General features: G+C 64.3%; 14 protein-coding genes and 1 tRNA gene. 8 read left to right on the top strand and 7 right to left on the bottom strand.

The window, feature by feature from the left end; translation table 11 throughout:
- The first annotated feature begins 128 nt into the window (after nucleotides 1–128).
- Nucleotides 129–875 carry a DUF72 domain-containing protein gene (locus C7I85_RS07190; protein WP_106723287.1) on the top strand — a complete coding sequence of 249 codons (747 nt, stop codon included), beginning with the start codon at nucleotides 129–131 and terminating at the stop codon, nucleotides 873–875.
- On the opposite strand, the gene C7I85_RS07185 is transcribed toward C7I85_RS07190, so the two are convergent.
- Nucleotides 862–2,031 carry an NAD(P)/FAD-dependent oxidoreductase gene (locus C7I85_RS07185; RefSeq protein WP_106723286.1) on the bottom strand — a complete coding sequence of 390 codons (1,170 nt, stop codon included), beginning with the start codon at nucleotides 2,029–2,031 and terminating at the stop codon, nucleotides 862–864. The two genes, C7I85_RS07190 and C7I85_RS07185, sit on opposite strands and share 14 nt — an antisense overlap.
- A gap of 90 nt (nucleotides 2,032–2,121) precedes the next feature.
- Here C7I85_RS07185 and C7I85_RS07180 point away from each other — a divergent pair, with 90 nt between their 5' ends.
- The 3 genes from C7I85_RS07180 (at nucleotide 2,122) to C7I85_RS07170 (ending at nucleotide 4,318) form a co-directional block, all read left to right on the top strand.
- Complete coding sequence (locus tag C7I85_RS07180) at nucleotides 2,122–3,003, top strand: HpcH/HpaI aldolase/citrate lyase family protein (protein ID WP_106723578.1); 882 nt, start codon at nucleotides 2,122–2,124, stop codon at nucleotides 3,001–3,003.
- A 140-nt stretch (nucleotides 3,004–3,143) separates the two neighbouring features.
- A complete protein-coding gene (locus C7I85_RS07175) occupies nucleotides 3,144–3,350 on the top strand; it encodes a DUF1737 domain-containing protein (RefSeq protein WP_106723285.1) in 207 nt (68 codons plus the stop codon).
- A 5-nt stretch (nucleotides 3,351–3,355) separates the two neighbouring features.
- A complete protein-coding gene (locus C7I85_RS07170) occupies nucleotides 3,356–4,318 on the top strand; it encodes a mitochondrial fission ELM1 family protein (protein ID WP_181257112.1) in 963 nt (320 codons plus the stop codon).
- Nucleotides 4,319–4,332: 14 nt separating this feature from the next.
- Here the strand turns inward: C7I85_RS07170 and C7I85_RS07165 are convergent, their stop codons facing one another.
- On the bottom strand, nucleotides 4,333–4,752 hold the full coding sequence (locus C7I85_RS07165; protein ID WP_106723283.1) for a metallopeptidase family protein: 420 nt from the start codon (nucleotides 4,750–4,752) through the stop codon (nucleotides 4,333–4,335).
- A 211-nt stretch (nucleotides 4,753–4,963) separates the two neighbouring features.
- On the opposite strand from C7I85_RS07165, the gene C7I85_RS31595 reads away from it, so the two are divergent.
- Genes C7I85_RS31595 through C7I85_RS07155 form a run of 3 tightly spaced genes read left to right on the top strand, consistent with a single transcriptional unit; the run spans nucleotide 4,964 to nucleotide 10,729 of the window.
- The gene (locus tag C7I85_RS31595) at nucleotides 4,964–5,965 is read left to right on the top strand and encodes an ImuA family protein (protein WP_245444841.1); all 1,002 of its coding nucleotides are present in this window, start codon (nucleotides 4,964–4,966) and stop codon (nucleotides 5,963–5,965) included.
- Nucleotides 5,877–7,346: a Y-family DNA polymerase gene (locus C7I85_RS07160; protein ID WP_245444857.1), complete on the top strand. Its 1,470-nt coding sequence runs from the start codon at nucleotides 5,877–5,879 to the stop codon at nucleotides 7,344–7,346. The genes C7I85_RS31595 and C7I85_RS07160 overlap by 89 nt, the downstream gene beginning before the upstream one ends.
- Nucleotides 7,343–10,729: an error-prone DNA polymerase gene (locus tag C7I85_RS07155; protein WP_106723281.1), complete on the top strand. Its 3,387-nt coding sequence runs from the start codon at nucleotides 7,343–7,345 to the stop codon at nucleotides 10,727–10,729. The genes C7I85_RS07160 and C7I85_RS07155 overlap by 4 nt, the downstream gene beginning before the upstream one ends.
- A gap of 82 nt (nucleotides 10,730–10,811) precedes the next feature.
- Here the strand turns inward: C7I85_RS07155 and C7I85_RS07150 are convergent, their stop codons facing one another.
- The 4 genes from C7I85_RS07150 to C7I85_RS07135 form a co-directional block, all read right to left on the bottom strand.
- A complete protein-coding gene (locus tag C7I85_RS07150; protein ID WP_106723280.1) occupies nucleotides 10,812–11,054 on the bottom strand; it encodes a Trm112 family protein in 243 nt (80 codons plus the stop codon).
- Nucleotides 11,055–11,067: 13 nt separating this feature from the next.
- Nucleotides 11,068–11,739 (bottom strand): LON peptidase substrate-binding domain-containing protein, encoded by a 672-nt coding sequence (locus C7I85_RS07145; protein ID WP_106723577.1) that lies wholly within the window; start codon nucleotides 11,737–11,739, stop codon nucleotides 11,068–11,070.
- Nucleotides 11,740–11,889: 150 nt separating this feature from the next.
- On the bottom strand, nucleotides 11,890–12,861 hold the full coding sequence (trxA, locus tag C7I85_RS07140; protein ID WP_106723279.1) for a thioredoxin: 972 nt from the start codon (nucleotides 12,859–12,861) through the stop codon (nucleotides 11,890–11,892).
- Nucleotides 12,862–12,951: 90 nt separating this feature from the next.
- On the bottom strand, nucleotides 12,952–13,449 hold the full coding sequence (locus C7I85_RS07135; RefSeq protein ID WP_106723278.1) for a prolyl-tRNA synthetase associated domain-containing protein: 498 nt from the start codon (nucleotides 13,447–13,449) through the stop codon (nucleotides 12,952–12,954).
- A gap of 225 nt (nucleotides 13,450–13,674) precedes the next feature.
- Between C7I85_RS07135 and C7I85_RS07130 the strand changes: the two genes are divergently transcribed.
- A tRNA-Gly gene (locus C7I85_RS07130) sits at nucleotides 13,675–13,749 on the top strand.
- A 137-nt stretch (nucleotides 13,750–13,886) separates the two neighbouring features.
- Here the strand turns inward: C7I85_RS07130 and C7I85_RS07125 are convergent.
- Entirely contained in the window at nucleotides 13,887–14,765 is an 879-nt protein-coding gene (locus tag C7I85_RS07125) for a LysR family transcriptional regulator (protein ID WP_245444840.1), read from the bottom strand.
- Nucleotides 14,766–14,986: the final 221 nt, after the last annotated feature.

Raw genomic sequence — 14,986 nt, 5'->3', positions numbered from 1 at the left:
GATCCGGTTCCGGGGAATGTTTCGTCACCTGCTTTACACAAAGCATGCGGCGAATCAAAGGGGACATGTTCCGGTAGGCCGCGCGGCTAGGTCTTGATTTCACGGGCACCTCCGCCACATCGGTGCGCATGGCGGAGCAACATTGTTTCATCGGAACCGCCGGTTGGGGCATCGCTGCGGCCCACGCGCCACGGCTGCCGGGCACGGGCACGCAGCTTGCGCGCTATGCCCGCGGCCTCAACGCCGTCGAGATCGATTCGAGCTTCTACCGCCCGCACAGGCGCGAGACCTATGAGCGCTGGGCGGACAGCGCGCCGGCCGATTTCCGCTTTTCGGTAAAACTGCCCAACACCATCACTCACGATCACCGGCTGGCGGACACTTCCGCCCTCATCGGCGAATTTCTGGCGCATGTGGGCGGCCTGGGCAAAAAGCTCGGCGTGCTTCTGGTGCAGTTGCCGCCGAGCCTCGCCTTCGACGCCTCGATCGCGGAGGCCTTCCTTGCCGAGCTGCGCGCGCAAAGTGATGCGGGAATCGCACTGGAGCCACGCCATGCGAGTTGGTTCGAGCGAGAAGCCGAGGCGCTATTGGAGCGGCACCTTGTGGCGCGGGTAGCCGCCGATCCGGCGAATTTCGACGGCGCCGACATGCCGGCGGGCTGGCGCGGCCTTGCCTATTTCCGGCTGCACGGATCGCCGCGCGTCTACCATTCGGACTATCCGCCCGAAAGCCTCGGCGTCATTGAGCGGCAAATGGACGAGGCCGCGCGGGCCGCTCAAGAAGTCTGGTGCATCTTCGACAACACCGCGCAAGGTCACGCGCTTGGCAATGCGCTCGACCTTGCGGCGATGACGCTAGCGATCAAATCACATTGAGTTCGCGGAACGGGCGGTTCTCGGCGATGCGGGCATAGCCGAAGGCCGAGCAGTCGATGGTGCGATAGCCGCCATGGACCAAGAGTTCGGCCAGCGACTTGCCCACCGCCGGCGCCTGCTGCAGGCCGTGGCCGGAGAAGCCGTTGGCGAAGATGAAGTTTTCGACCTCCGGATGCGGCCCGATCACGGCGTTCTGGTCGAGCGTGTTGTAGTCGTAGTGCCCGGCCCAGGCGCGCGTTGCCTTGATCGCCTCGAAGGCCGGCACGCGGGTGGCCAGAACGGGCCAGATCTTCTCCTCGAACAGCGACCAGTCGGGATCGAAATCCTTCGGATCGGCCGGGCCTTCGCCCGCCTCGTCCTCCGCGCCGCCAGCGATGTAGACGCTGCCTTCGGGGCGGACATAGATGCCGCTTGGATCGACCATCAGCGGCATGTCGGCAAACTTGTCGCGCGCCTCGAAGACGAAGACGTTGCGCTTGCGCGGCTCCACCGGCAGCACCAGCCCGGCCATGGCCGCGACCTTGCCGGCCGAGGGGCCGGCGGCGTTGAAGACGATGCCGGCCTCCAGCCGCTCGCCATTGTCGAGCGTCACGGCGGTGACGCGATTGCCCTCGCGCTCGATACCCGCGACGGCATGGGTGATGAAGTCGACTTGTCTCTCGCGCAGCGCCTTGCGGAACAGCATCAGCATGGCATGCGCGTCGAACCAGCCCTCGCCCGAGCGGCCATAGGCGCCGGCCGTGATGCCTTCGGTGGAGATCCAGCTGAAGCGCTTCTGCAGCGCATCCGCATCTTCAAGCACGATATCGGCGCCCTCGGCCATCTGCGCGGCGTGGTTCTGCTCGAGGATCGACTGGCCGTTCTCACCGGCAAGGATGAGATAGCCGCCCTCGCGGAAACCGATGTCGGCGCCGGCGCCGAACTCCTGCTCCAGCCGGCGGAACAGCCCGAGCGTGAACTGCGACAGGCGGATGTTTTCCGGGATCGAGAACTGCTGGCGGATGGAGGCGCAGGACAGCGTCGTGGACGCGTAGGTGAACTGCGGGTCGCGCTCGATCAGCGCGATGGAACCCGAAAATCCTTCTTCGCGCAGGTAATAGGCGATCGAGCTGCCGACGATTGCCCCGCCGATGATGATGACGTCGTAGCGCGCCATATGTCTCTTCCCGATATCTGGTTGCAGGCCTTATCAGCCTTTTCGGGTGACGTATTGCAAGAGACGAGGTTGAAAGGCAAGAAAGACCGCATGATCCAGCCTCCCATCCATCTGCGCCGCTCTGTGCTCTATGTGCCCGCCTCCAACGACAAGGCGCTGGCCAAGCTTGCCTCGCTTTCCTGCGATGCGGTGGTGATCGACCTCGAGGACGCAGTGGCGCCTTCCGAGAAAGCCGCCGCTCGTGCAAAGCTGGCAGGCATCCTTGGCAACCGCCCCGCCAGCGTGCGCGAGGTGGTGGTGCGCATCAACGCCCTCTCCAGCGAATGGGGTGCCGACGACCTTGCCGCCGCAATTACCTGCGCGCCCGACGGCATATTGCTGCCCAAGGTGGAGACGCCGCGCGACGTGCTGGAAGCCGCCGACATGCTGGAAGACAGCGATGCGCCGCAAGAGCCTTTGCTGTGGGCGATGATCGAGACGCCGCGCGCCGTGCTCAACATAGGCGCGATCGCCGAACTCGGCCGCGATGCGGCCTCGCGCCTGTCCTGCCTCGTTGCCGGCACCAATGATCTGATTGCCATGACCGGCGTGCTCGCCACGCCTGATAGGCGCTATCTGATGCCCTGGCTGATGCAGATGGTGCTGGCCGCCCGCGCCGGCGGGCTCGATATCCTCGATGGCGTCAGCAACGATTTTCGCGACCTCGATGCCCTTGCCGCCGACTGCGGCCAGGCCCTCGCCATGGGATTCGACGGCAAGACGCTGATCCATCCCGCCCAGATCGCCCCGGCCGAGGCCGCCTTCTCGCCCTCGCCCGAGGCGCTTGCCGATGCGGAAAGGATCGTGGCCGCTTTCGCACTGCCCGAAAACGCCGGCAAGGGCGCCATCGGCCTCGATGGCCGCATGGTGGAGCTCTTGCACCGCGCGCAGGCCGAAAGGCTGCTCGCCAAGGCGGCGATGATTGCCAAGTGACCGGAAAAGGCGTGGAATGGGTCGCCCGGAAGCCGCCTTCCGGATAGTGGTTCAAAAACAGAATATTATGGCCGTAGGCTTTCCGCGACCGCGGCCGCAACTACGTTCAAGGCAATAGTGCCAAGACGGGGAATGACGACATGAAACTCTACCGCTTCCTGACCGGCCCGGACGATGCCAGCTTCTGCCACAAGGTGACGGCGGCTCTGAACAAGGGCTGGCACCTGTTCGGCTCGCCGACTTATTCCTACGATGCCGAGACCAAGACGATGAAATGCGGCCAGGCGGTGGTGAAGGATGTCGATGGCGTCGAATACGATCCCGGCATGAAGCTTGGGGATCAATAATAAGCATGAGAGTGTGGACTGTAAGCGAGGAAAAGGCGGGAACGCTGACCCAGTGCCTCGGCGTCGCGCAAAATCTGGACAGGAACCCGACTGCCAGGATTTTCAGGAAGCAAACCCGAGCGGAGCGGATATTTTCTGCGTTTCGGCAAATCGCCGCGGAAAAAGCTCCGGACATCGTCATCTCGTGCGGAAGCATTTCCGAGCGTTATGTTGCGGATATCAAGAAGGCGTATGGCGGCCGGTCGTTTACGGTGCACCTGCAACCACCGCGGCGCGACCCGGGCTTGTTCGATATGGTGTTCGTCTCCCGTCATGACTGGACGGAGGCAATGGAACACGATCCAAAATATTTTAAGATGGTCGGCGTCCCGCATCGGATCAGCCCGGATCTCCTCGCGGCACGGCGGGAGGGGGCGCGGGCCCGCTTTGCTCCTGGCGGGGAGCCTGTCGTAACCTTGCTTATCGGCGGATCGACCTGGGCCTATGCTTTCGATCGGCAGACAATAGAAAGGATTATCGCCACAGCGACCGATCTGGTTGAACGAGGTTACGTCGTCCTCGCATCGACGTCCCGCCGCTCCGAGCCGGAAATTCTTGCTCGGCTGATGGAACTAAATAGCCCGCGGATGATGCTTTGGGACCGCACCGGCGACAATCCCTACATCGACTATCTTGCTGCCGCCGACGCTTTCATCATTACGGCAGACACGGTGACGATGGTCTGCGAGGCTTCGATGTCAGGAAAGCCGATACATATTTTCCCGCTGGCTCGACAGGCAGAGCCGCAGTTTGAAAAGAAAAAGTTTGAAAAATTCGAACGGTTCCATGCTGATATGCGTGAAAATATCGGGTTTGCGAGGCCATTTCAGGGTGTGATGGAAGAGTTTTCATACCCGGTTGAGGATGAGACCTTGCGCATCTCATCGCTCATCAGGACAGCGTACGAAAAGAGGGAATCCCAGTCCTAGCGGTGATTGAGCCGCTAAGTTGATTCCTCGATGCGTTCCATGTCGTCGTCGCTGAGGCCGAAATGGTGGCCGATCTCGTGGATCAGCACATGGGTGACGATGTCGCCCAGCGTCTCCTCGTTTTCGGCCCAGTAGTCGAGAATGGCGCGGCGATAGAGCGTGACCCTGTTGGGGCCGTCGCCGGTCTGCGGATTCCACCGCTCGGCAATGCCGCGCCCTTCGAACAGGCCGAGCAGGTCGAAGGGCGTTTCCAGCGACAGGTCGTCCATGATCTCTTCGGTGGGAAATTCCGTGACCTGGATGACGACCTCGCCGGTCAGCTTGCGAAACTCTTCCGGCAGGTGGGCATAGGCCTCGATAGCCAGGAATTCCAGCTCGTCCAGCGACGGCGAAAGCTGCTCATGCCATGAGCGGTTCTTGTAGATACGGGCCATTCTGTTTCCTTTTGCCCGCATATAGCCTTTTGGCGGTTGCCTTTCGAGCTTTTTGCGCCGGCGCCCGGAAAATGGCCCTTCCGGCACTTTTACGCGGCTTGTTCAACATTTCGGGAGAGGAATAAATTCTCCTTCGAGTTGCTTGACTCTTCCGGGTCGCTCTGGAATCTATAGGAACATAACAGGAACAAATATCGGAAAGCACATCGTCATGGCGACGTCCGCCGTGGCGCAGGCGACTGTTTTTGCCTTGCGCCAGAAAATCGCACGTATCGAGGGCACGCTGCCGGAACGCCTGGCTGCGCCGGCCAAGGCGCGTCCGGAAGAGGGCGCGGTGGTGCTGCGGCGAAACGGGGCCGTGGATGCGGCCGGGTGCCTTGCCACCGGTGCGGCAGGCTTCGACGCGGCCCTTGGCGGCGGGCTGCCGCTGGCCGCGCTGACCGAGATCCACGGCACCGAGACGCGCGATGCCGGGTCCGCAAGCGGCTTTGCCCTGGCACTGGCCGGGCTTTTGCTGGCGCGGGCGGCGCGAAGGGTCCCGCTCCTCTGGATCGGCACCACCGAGATCTTCCGCGAGGCCGGCATGCCCTATGCGCCGGGCCTGCGCAGTCGCTTCGGCATCGAGCCGGACGAACTGCTGATCGCCGAGGCGCCCAATCTTCTGGATGCGCTTTGGATCGCCGAGGAGGCTGCCGATCTGAAAGGGTTTTCGGCCGTCATTCTCGAAATCCGCGGCAATCCGCAAAAACTCGACCTCACCGCCACGCGCCGGCTGCATCGGCGCGCGCTCGGCGCGGGCCGGCCGGTCTTCCTGCTGCGGCAGGCCGGGCAGGCAGAGCCCACGGCCGCGCCGGTGCGGCTCGTCGTTTCGCCGGCGACCGCCGCTCCCAGACATACCCTTGCCGGTCCGCTGGCAGGATCGATCGGCCCACCGGGCTTTGCCGTCAGCATCGACAAAAGCCGCCTTGCCCTGCCCGGACAGTTCACCCTGGAATGGAACGCCGATGAACGCTCATTCGCCGAAAGACACAAGCAGGCCCTCGGGCCAGCGGATACTGGCGCTGTGGTTTCCCTATCTCGGCACCGAGCGCATCCTGCGCCAGCGTCTGGGACGGTCCTGGCGTTTGCAGCCGCAGGCGCCGCGGCCGCCGCTGGTCATCAGCCATCGCGAAAAGAACGCGCAGCGCATCGCAGCCCTCGACGAACAGGCTGAGCGGCTGCGGCTGAAACCCGGCATGGGCATCGCCGACGCGCGCGCCATGCATCCGGGCATCGAGGTCGTCGAGGCCGACCCGGCCGCCGACCGCCGCCTTTTGGAAGGACTGGCCGACTGGTGCGACCGCTACACGCCGCTGGTGGCGCTAGACGGAGCCGACGGCCTCTTCCTCGACATCACCGGCTGCACCCATCTGTTCGGTGGCGAAAAGGCGCTGCTCGACGATCTGCTGGCGCGCTTCTTCCACCAGGGCTTCGATGTGCGGGCGGGGCTGGCCTCGACGCCGGGGGCGGCCTGGGCGGTGGCGCGGTTCCGCAGCCCCGACATCGTCGAGCCGGGCGCCGAGGAAAAAATGCTCGAGCCGCTGCCGCTGGCAGCACTACGGCTCGAGTCGGTCACGATCGCCGGTCTCGAAAGCGTGGGGCTGCGCAATGCCGGCGCCATATTGCGCAGCCCCCGCGCGCCGCTGGCGCGTCGTTTCGGCGCCGCCCTTCTGGCGCGCATCGACCAGGCGCTCGGCCGCATCGAGGAAGCGATCTCGCCGCGCCTGCCGGTCGCCGCCCTTTCGGTGGAGCGGCATCTGGCCGAACCGGTTGGGCTCATCGAAGACATCGAACGGCTCGTGCTTCTGCTGGCCACGAGCCTGAAGACCGATCTGGAGCGGCGCGGCGAGGGCGCGCGCGCCCTGCAGCTTCTGCTGTTCCGGGTCGACGGCGTGGTCAGCCGCATCAGCGTCGGTACCTCGCGACCGCAGCGCGCACCGGCGCAGATTGCAAGGCTGTTCCACGAGCGGTTGGCGGCGCTGGAAGATGTGCTCGACGCCGGCTACGGCTTCGATCTCGTCCGTCTATCGGTGCTGGCCGCCGCCCCCTTCGACATGGCGCAGACAGACCTTGCCGGCGATGTCCTGCAAGGCGAGGAAGACCTTGCCCTGTTTGTCGACCGCATCTCGGCGCGCCTCGGCACCGAGGCCGTGCATCGGCCGGTCACCGTCGAAAGCCATCTGCCGGAACGGGCGGTCGCGCGGCAATCCTATGCAATGACGGTTGGCGCCACGGCGCTGCGCGTCATGCCTGCAGCGGCAGAGCGCCCCATCCGCCTGCTCGCCCATCCCGAGCAGATCGAGGTCATGGCGGCCGAGATCCCGGAGGGCCCGCCTGCCCGCTTCCGCTGGCGCCGCGTGCTTTACGATGTGGTGCGCGCCGAAGGACCCGAGCGCATCGCCGCGGAGTGGTGGCTGGAAAACGTCGAGAGCCCCACGCGCGACTATTTCCGCGTCGAGGATGCCGCCGGCCGCCGCTACTGGCTGTTCCGGCAAGGCTTTTATGGCGAAGACAAAGCCGGGCCGTGCTGGTTCATGCAGGGGCTGTTTTCATGAAAGAAGAGTCGTTCCCCCATGCGCCCATCGCTTCGCCGGGCTATGTCGAGTTCGGCACGCAGTCGAACTTTTCCTTCCTGCGCGGCGCCTCCCAGCCGCAGGAACTGGTGGTGGCCGCCTGCCTCCTGGGTCATGCCGGCATGGGCCTTGCCGACCGCAATACGGTGGCCGGTGTCGTGCGCGCCTGGACCCAGTCGAAATGCATCAGGCTGTCGAAAGATGCCGAGCCCGTGCGGCTCGCCTACCATCCCGGCTGCCGGCTGGTGTTCAACGACGGCACGCCCGATGTGCTCGCCTATCCGCAAACCCGCGAGGGCTGGGGGCATCTGTGCCGCATGCTCACCGAAGCCAATCTGCGGCCCGAAACCGAAAAGGGCGCCACGCTTCTGAGGCGCGAAGACCTTCTCGAATGGGGCGATCTCATGTCGCTTGCCTTGCTGCCGGACCTTTCGGAGGCAGCGGGTGCGGACCAGCTTGCCCTCGTCCGTCAGCTGAAGGACCGTTTTGGCAGGAACCTGCGCCTTGGCGTCGCGCCTCATTATCTCGGCGACGACCGTTTCCGCATCGCGCAGGCCGCTGCGATGGCTGATGCCGCGGGCGTGCCGCTGATGGCGACCAACGATGTGCTCTACCATGCGGTCGACCGGCGTCCGCTGCAGGACGTGCTCACCGCTGTCCGGCTGAACAGGCCGGTCGGCGAGGCGGGTTTCGAGCTTGCCGCCAATGCCGAACGCCACATGAAGCATCCAGTCGAGATGGCGCGGCTTTTCCGCGCCTATCCGCAGGCGCTGGCCGAGACGCTGCGTTTTGCCGAAAGCCTGAGCTTTTCGCTGAACGAACTGAAGCACAACTATCCCGAGGAAACGACGGAAGAAGGCGTCGACCCTCAGGACGAATTGGAAAGGCTGACCTGGGTGGGCGCGGCGAACCGCTATCCGGAAGGCGTTCCCGAAAAGGTGCAGGGCCTGATCCGGCACGAGCTCGCAATCGTCGCCGGGAAGAAATACGCGCGCTACTTCCTCACCGTTAACGACATCGTCCGCTTTGCCCGCTCGGAGGAATGCAACGTGCTCTGCCAGGGGCGCGGCTCGGCCGCCAATTCGGTGATCTGCTATTGCCTCGGCATCACCGAGGTCGATCCCGAGCGCATGGGGGTGCAGGTCCTCTTCGAGCGTTTTGTCTCGACCGAGCGCGACGAGCCGCCGGACATCGACGTCGATTTCGAGCATGAGAAACGTGAGAAAATCATCGCCTACATCTACGAAAAATACAGCCAGAAGCGCACCGCGCTCGCTGCCGCGGTGGTCAGTTATCGGGGGCGTTCGGCGCTCCGCGAAGTCGCCAAGGCGATGGGGCTTTCGGACGACGTGCGCGGCGCACTGTCGAGCTCGATCTGGGGCTGGTCGTCCAGCGAGCTGGGCGAGAAGGAAGCCATGGCGGGCGGCCTCGACAAATCGGACCCTTCCGCAAAACATGTGATCGCCCGCTCCAACGAGATCCTCGGCTTTCCGCGTCACCTGTCGCAGCATGTCGGCGGCTTCGTCATCACCCGGGACCGGCTCGACGAGATCGTGCCGATCATGAAGACGGCGATGGACGAGCGCAAGATGGTCGAATGGGACAAGGACGACCTCGATGCGGTGAGCATCCTCAAGGTCGACATCCTCGCGCTCGGCATGCTGTCCTGCCTCAAGCGCGCCCTCGATCTGCTGGAGGATCATTATCGCGTCCGCGACCCTTATGGCCGGCGGCTGACGCTGGCCACTATCCCGGCGGAAGAAAAACCCGTCTACGACATGATCTGCCGGGCCGATACGCTCGGCGTTTTCCAGATCGAATCGCGCGCTCAGATGTCGATGCTGCCGCGCCTGCGCCCAAGAGAGTTCTACGATCTCGTCATCGAGGTGGCGATCGTGCGCCCCGGCCCGATCCAGGGCGACATGGTGCATCCCTATCTGCGCCGGCGCATGGGCAAGGAAAAGGTGGAGTATCACAAGCCTGAACTGGAAAAGATCCTGAAACGCACGCTCGGCGTGCCGCTGTTCCAGGAGCAGGCCATGGCCATCGCCATCGAAGCCGGCGGCTTCTCGCCGGGCGAGGCCGACCAGCTGCGCCGGGCCATGGCCACGTTCCGGCGCAATGGTACGATCGGCAATTATCGCGACCGCATGATCCAAGGCATGGTCGAGAGGGGCTATCCGAAGGATTTCGCCGAACGCTGCTTCAAGCAGATCGAGGGTTTCGGCGAGTACGGTTTCCCCGAAAGCCACGCCGCCTCATTCGCGCTGCTGGTCTATGCCTCCTGCTGGTTCAAGACTTTTTATCCGGATGTCTTCTGCGCCGCGATCCTGAACTCGCAGCCCATGGGGTTTTACCGGCCCGCCCAGCTGGTGCGCGATGCGCAGGACCATGGCGTCGAGGTCAGGCCCATCGACATCAACGCCTCGGACTGGGACTGTACGCTGGAAGAAGCCTCCTTCGATCCCAAGCGGATCATCGCGCGTCACGCCGAGATGCGTGGCGTGATCCAGACGGCGCGCGCGGTGCGGCTCGGCTTCCGCCAGATCAAGGGACTGAGCGAAGACGACATGCGCGCCTTCGTCGCCGCGCGTGGGGCGGGCTACGATTCGGTGCGCGACGTCTGGCTGCGCTCAGGGCTGCGCGTCGATGCGCTTGAACGGCTGGCTGGGGCCGATGCCTTCCGTTCGCTGGGGCTAGACCGGCGCGAGGCGCTATGGGCGGTGCGTGCGCTTGGCAGCAGGGCAGTCGAGCGCCTGCCGCTGTTCGACCGTCCGGAAATCCGCTTGGCGGACATGGAGCCCGAGACCGAACTGCCGCAGATGCCGATGGGCGAGCACGTCGTTCACGACTATCGCTCGCTCGGCCTTTCGCTAAAGGCGCATCCCGTCTCCTTCCTGCGCGAAAGGCTGGACCGCGTCGGCATCACGCCGAACTGGCTGCTGCCCAAAATTCCGGATGGGCGGCGCGTTTCGGTCGCCGGCCTGGTGCTGGTGCGGCAGCGGCCCGGAAATGGCAAAGCCATCTTCCTTACCCTCGAGGATGAAAAGGCCATTGCCAATGTCATCATCTGGACAAGGGTGTTCGACCGCTTTCGTCCGGTCATCATGGGCGCACGCTTCATCCGCGTCAGCGGCAAGCTGCAGTCGGAATCCGGAGTGATCCACATAGTCGCCGACAAGATCGAGGATCTGTCACTGTGGCTGGCCGCACTTTCCGAGGAAGCACAGGCTGCGGCCGCGCGTCCGGATTCCCGGCTTTCGGGACGGCAGCCCCCAAACGCCTCGCCGATTGCCGCGCGCGACCGCGAGGCCCTATCCCGCGAGACGCACGACGTCATGCCCAAGGGGCGCAATTTTCAGTAGGGCGCCACAGGCGCCGTCATGGGAAAAGATGTGGCAAGATCGGCGGGTGCGTGCAGCGGAACCGATGTTGCAGTCGAGCTTGTCAGCCGCGTCCGCCCGCCTGCAGTCCAGTGGATGGCCGGATTTCGTCGGTCGGATCGAGCGTGCGCGCTTCGGACGGCAGCATGACGGGAATGCCGTCGCGGACCGGATAGGCGAGCTTTGCCAACCGCGATATCAGTTCCTGCCGCGTCTCGTCCCACACCAGCGTTCCCTTGGTCAGCGGGCAGACCAGGAGCTCCAGCATTTTCACGTCCACGGCGGGCGCGGGCTTTTCCTGTCTCATCGCCGCTCGTCTCTCATTGCAGGCCAGAGCCGAAATCGTCGTTTTCGCGCGCCAGCACCATTTCGGTGATGGCGATCAGCGTGTCGGCGCGGGTCTTCAGGTCCGGCGCCTCCAGCAGCGCCTGCTTCTCGGCCGCGCCATAGGGCGCCATCATCGACAGCGCATTGACCAGCATCGCGTTGTCGGCGCGGCTGACGCTGTCCCAGTCGGCCTGCAACTCGTTGGCCTCGAGATAGGCGCGAAACGCCTTCAAAAGCGCCAGCCGGTTCACCTCTTCGCCGGTCGGATCATCGGAAAGGTCCGTCGCGAAAGGCATGATGCGGCACTGGCGGTACGGCGATTTCACCGTCAGTTCCTGCGCGAGGCGGAACCGGCAGACGCCTTGCAGAGAAATCAGGTAGCGACCGTCGCCGGTCTCGGAAAAGGAGGTTATTCGCCCGATGCAGCCGATGCTCGAAAGTTCCGGCTCGCCGTCCATGCGCAGCGAACCGTCGAGCGCAGGCTGGACGACGCCGATCAGCCGCGATCCGCCGATCGTCTCATCGACCATCTGGAGGTAGCGCGGTTCGAAAATGTTGAGCGGCATGCGCCCACCCGGCAGGAGAAGTGCGCCGACCAGCGGAAACACCGGTATCGTCGCCGGGATGTCCTTACCGAATCGATAGTACGCGTTTCCCGCCTGCAATTTCTCCTCCCCGCTCCATCCCTGAAGCGGCCCGATCAGCTTGAAACGCTGCGTTTCCCGCTGGCGGGCGCCCCCGGACATTGCCTAGTCATCTGGTGCGCCGGTCGACCAGTACAAGGGCGACCGGCGCGCTTCGCCGCCGTCAGGCGATCAGGAAAACAAAAGCGACGACAGCTTGCGCCGGCTCGCCAGCGTCACCTCGTCGGTCATGCCCCAGGCCTCGAACAGCTGCAGCAGCTTGGCACGGGCGCCGTCGTCATTCCAGCTGCGATCCGCCTTCACGATCGTCAAAAGATTGTCGGCGGCTTCCGCGCGATTGCCAAGCGCATTCTGGATCATGGCAAGATCATAACGGGCCTGGTGGTCGTTCGGATTGGTCGCCAGCCGCGCCTGCAGCTCCGCCGGATTGCCGAGCGAGGCGGCCTGGGCGGCAAGGGCGAGCTTGGCGCGCACCCCGGCCAGCGCCGGTGCCTCGGCCTTGTCGGCCGGCGCACGCGCCAGAACCTCTTCGGCGCCGGCGGTGTCGCCCGCCTCGAACAGCACCTCGGCCAGACCGGCGATGGCGTCGATATTGTCGGGCGTCTGCTGCAGCACCGCATCGAAGATGCCGGCTGCGGCCTGGACGTCGCCGGCCGCGCGCGCCTCGGCTGCGGCGGCAAGCGCCTCCTCGATCTGCGGGCCGCCGCCCTTGCCGCCGACGCGGTCGATGAATTCGCGGATCTGGCTTTCAGGAACGGCGCCCATGAAGCCGTCCACCGGCTGGCCGTCCTTGAAGGCGATGACCGCCGGGATCGACTGGATGCCGAGCTGACCGGCCACGGCCGGGTGGTCGTCGATGTTCATCTTGACCAACTTGACCTTGCCGCCGGCCGCCTGGACCGCCTTTTCCAGCGCCGGCGCCAGCTGCTTGCAGGGGCCGCACCAGGGCGCCCAGAAGTCGACCAGAACCGGCTGGCGCCGCGATTCCTGCAGAACGTCCGCCGCAAAGCTCGCCGTGGTCGTGTCCTTGACGACGGATGCCTCCGCGCCGGCGGCTGCGCCATCGCCCTGCGGCTGCGCCCCGCCATAGGTCACATTGGTCGTATAGGAATTGCCGGCACCGCCGAATGAATTGTTGCTCATAACTGCCCTTCCGGCCGCCGCAGCGGCGCGTTCCAACCTATTTGCTGCCGAGACTACCGGCCAAGCCGCGTTTCGTCATCCATGTGGCGATCATGCCGAGACTTTCAAGACGAGCGGCTCGTGTCCAGTCGCCTTCACGAAGGTCAGGAGATCGCCGCTGGCGATCGAAGTCGTCGCCTCGTTGCTCAGCGGATGCGCATTGACGATCTCATTTTCCATCAGCGGGGCGTCGATCACCAGCTTTACGCGCTTGTCGGTATCATTGATCAGGCCGAACACCGTCACCGAACCCGGCACCACGCCCAGCATCTCCATCAGCGCCTCCGGCTTGCCGAAGGACACGCGGCTCGAGGCCCCGATCAGATGATGGATCTGCTTGAGGTCGACCTCAGCCTCCTCATCCACCGTCACGAGGAAGAAATTGTCCTTCTTGTCCTTGAGGAACAGATTCTTGGTGTGGCCGCCGGCGATCTCGCCGCGCAGCGATTGCGAATCGGCGACCGTGAACAGCGGCGCGTGCGTTTTCGTGGTCACGGTGATTCCCAGCGAATCGAGAAAAGCGAAAAGTTCGTCGGGGGTTTTGGGCATGAAACGGCGTTTCCGGGCTGATTGTCGGTATCGGCCGGTTATTGGCCAAGGCGGCGCGCGAGACAATCCCCCAGCTGCATTTGTCGTGACGCGCCAGATGACCCAACGTCCGTAAAGGGTTTGCCGGGCGCGTCCACATAAGTTGCAAAAAGCGCGATTTTCCCTGTTGCAATCCGCCAGCGCTTCGGCCATATAGGCGTCGCTTCGGTCGAGACAGACCGGCGAGCGGGTGTAGCTCAGGGGTAGAGCACAACCTTGCCAAGGTTGGGGTCGAGCGTTCGAATCGCTTCACCCGCTCCAGTTTTCCTTCGGGAAGCTAAGCAAACAAACAGGCCGCCTTCGGGCGGCCTTTTGCTTTTGCGGCTGTCGAATCGCAGAGCCCCCGTGTGGCAATCTGCGACCGATTCGATAAACGGACGCCGTCCCAAAATTCAGACTCACGACTTGCCGGGGACAAAACACCTGTCGGCTAGCACAGCGCTCATGCTTTCGACCAGGGCCGCCACCGGCCCGCTGTTCTCCCAGGAATAGACCGACACCACCATCGAAGGCTCCGTGCCGAAGGGCGCGTATTGCCGGACGCGACGGCCGGCCGTCGTGCCTATGGGCAGAAGCGACAGCCCAAGCCCGGCTTCGACCGCGACAAGCACGTTGTGCAGGCTGCTGCCCGAGAACGCGACATACCAGCGGCGGCGCTCGCGCTCGATTCGCTCGAACATGGCATCGCGATAAAGCCCGCCGGGTGGAAAGGCGACCAGCGGGATGGGATCGGGCCAATCCTCGACCCGGTCGGCGCTCTCGAACCAGCCCATCGCTTCCGGGAACGTCGCCCGAAAGTCCGAACTGGCAGCGGGTTCCTTGACGATGACGATATCGAACTCGCCTGCGCGGTACCGCTTGGTCAGGTCGCGGCTCAGCCCCGCGATGACATCCAGCCGGATTTCCCGGTGCTGTTTCGCGAAGCCGGCAAAAACCTTTGCCATAGCCCCGCTGACGATATCCTCCGGAACGCCGATGCGAATGGATGCCGTGCCGGCCGGGTCGGCAAGCATGCTCTCGGCTTCGTGCTGCAGGCTCAGGATTCGACGCGCATAGCCCAGCAGGCGCTCGCCCGAAGCCGTTGCCCGAACCGGCCGCGCGGCGCGGTCGATGAGGTCGCGGCCGACTGCTTCCTCCAGCCGGCCAAGCTGCTGGCTGATGGTCGATTGAGTCATGTTGAGCCGTTCGGCGGCCTGGGTGAAGCTTCCGGTGTCGGCAATGGCCACGAAAGAGCGGAGAAGGCGTGGATCGAGCATCGCGCCATTATAGACCCGCATCGATTGCGCATCATTCACATTCGCACTGATATTTATCAGAACATTTAATTTCCAGATGAAGGCGTTCGCGCCTATCTTCGGGATGGTTCGGAATGGGAGCCGACCGCCTTGGCTCAGGCCGGCATGCAAAGCCGAGGGCGAGCCGAATCAGAAGGCGTTGCGCCTTGCCGAGTGATTTGCGGACCCGAAAAAATGCTTAGACCTGCGGCGATCCTCGCGTT

Source organism: Pseudaminobacter soli (ex Li et al. 2025) (assembly GCF_003012705.1).
GTDB classification, from domain to species: domain Bacteria; phylum Pseudomonadota; class Alphaproteobacteria; order Rhizobiales; family Rhizobiaceae; genus Pseudaminobacter; species Pseudaminobacter soli.
Note: the sequence above shows the minus strand (reverse complement) of the source record. Positions and strands in the feature narration are given on the sequence as shown.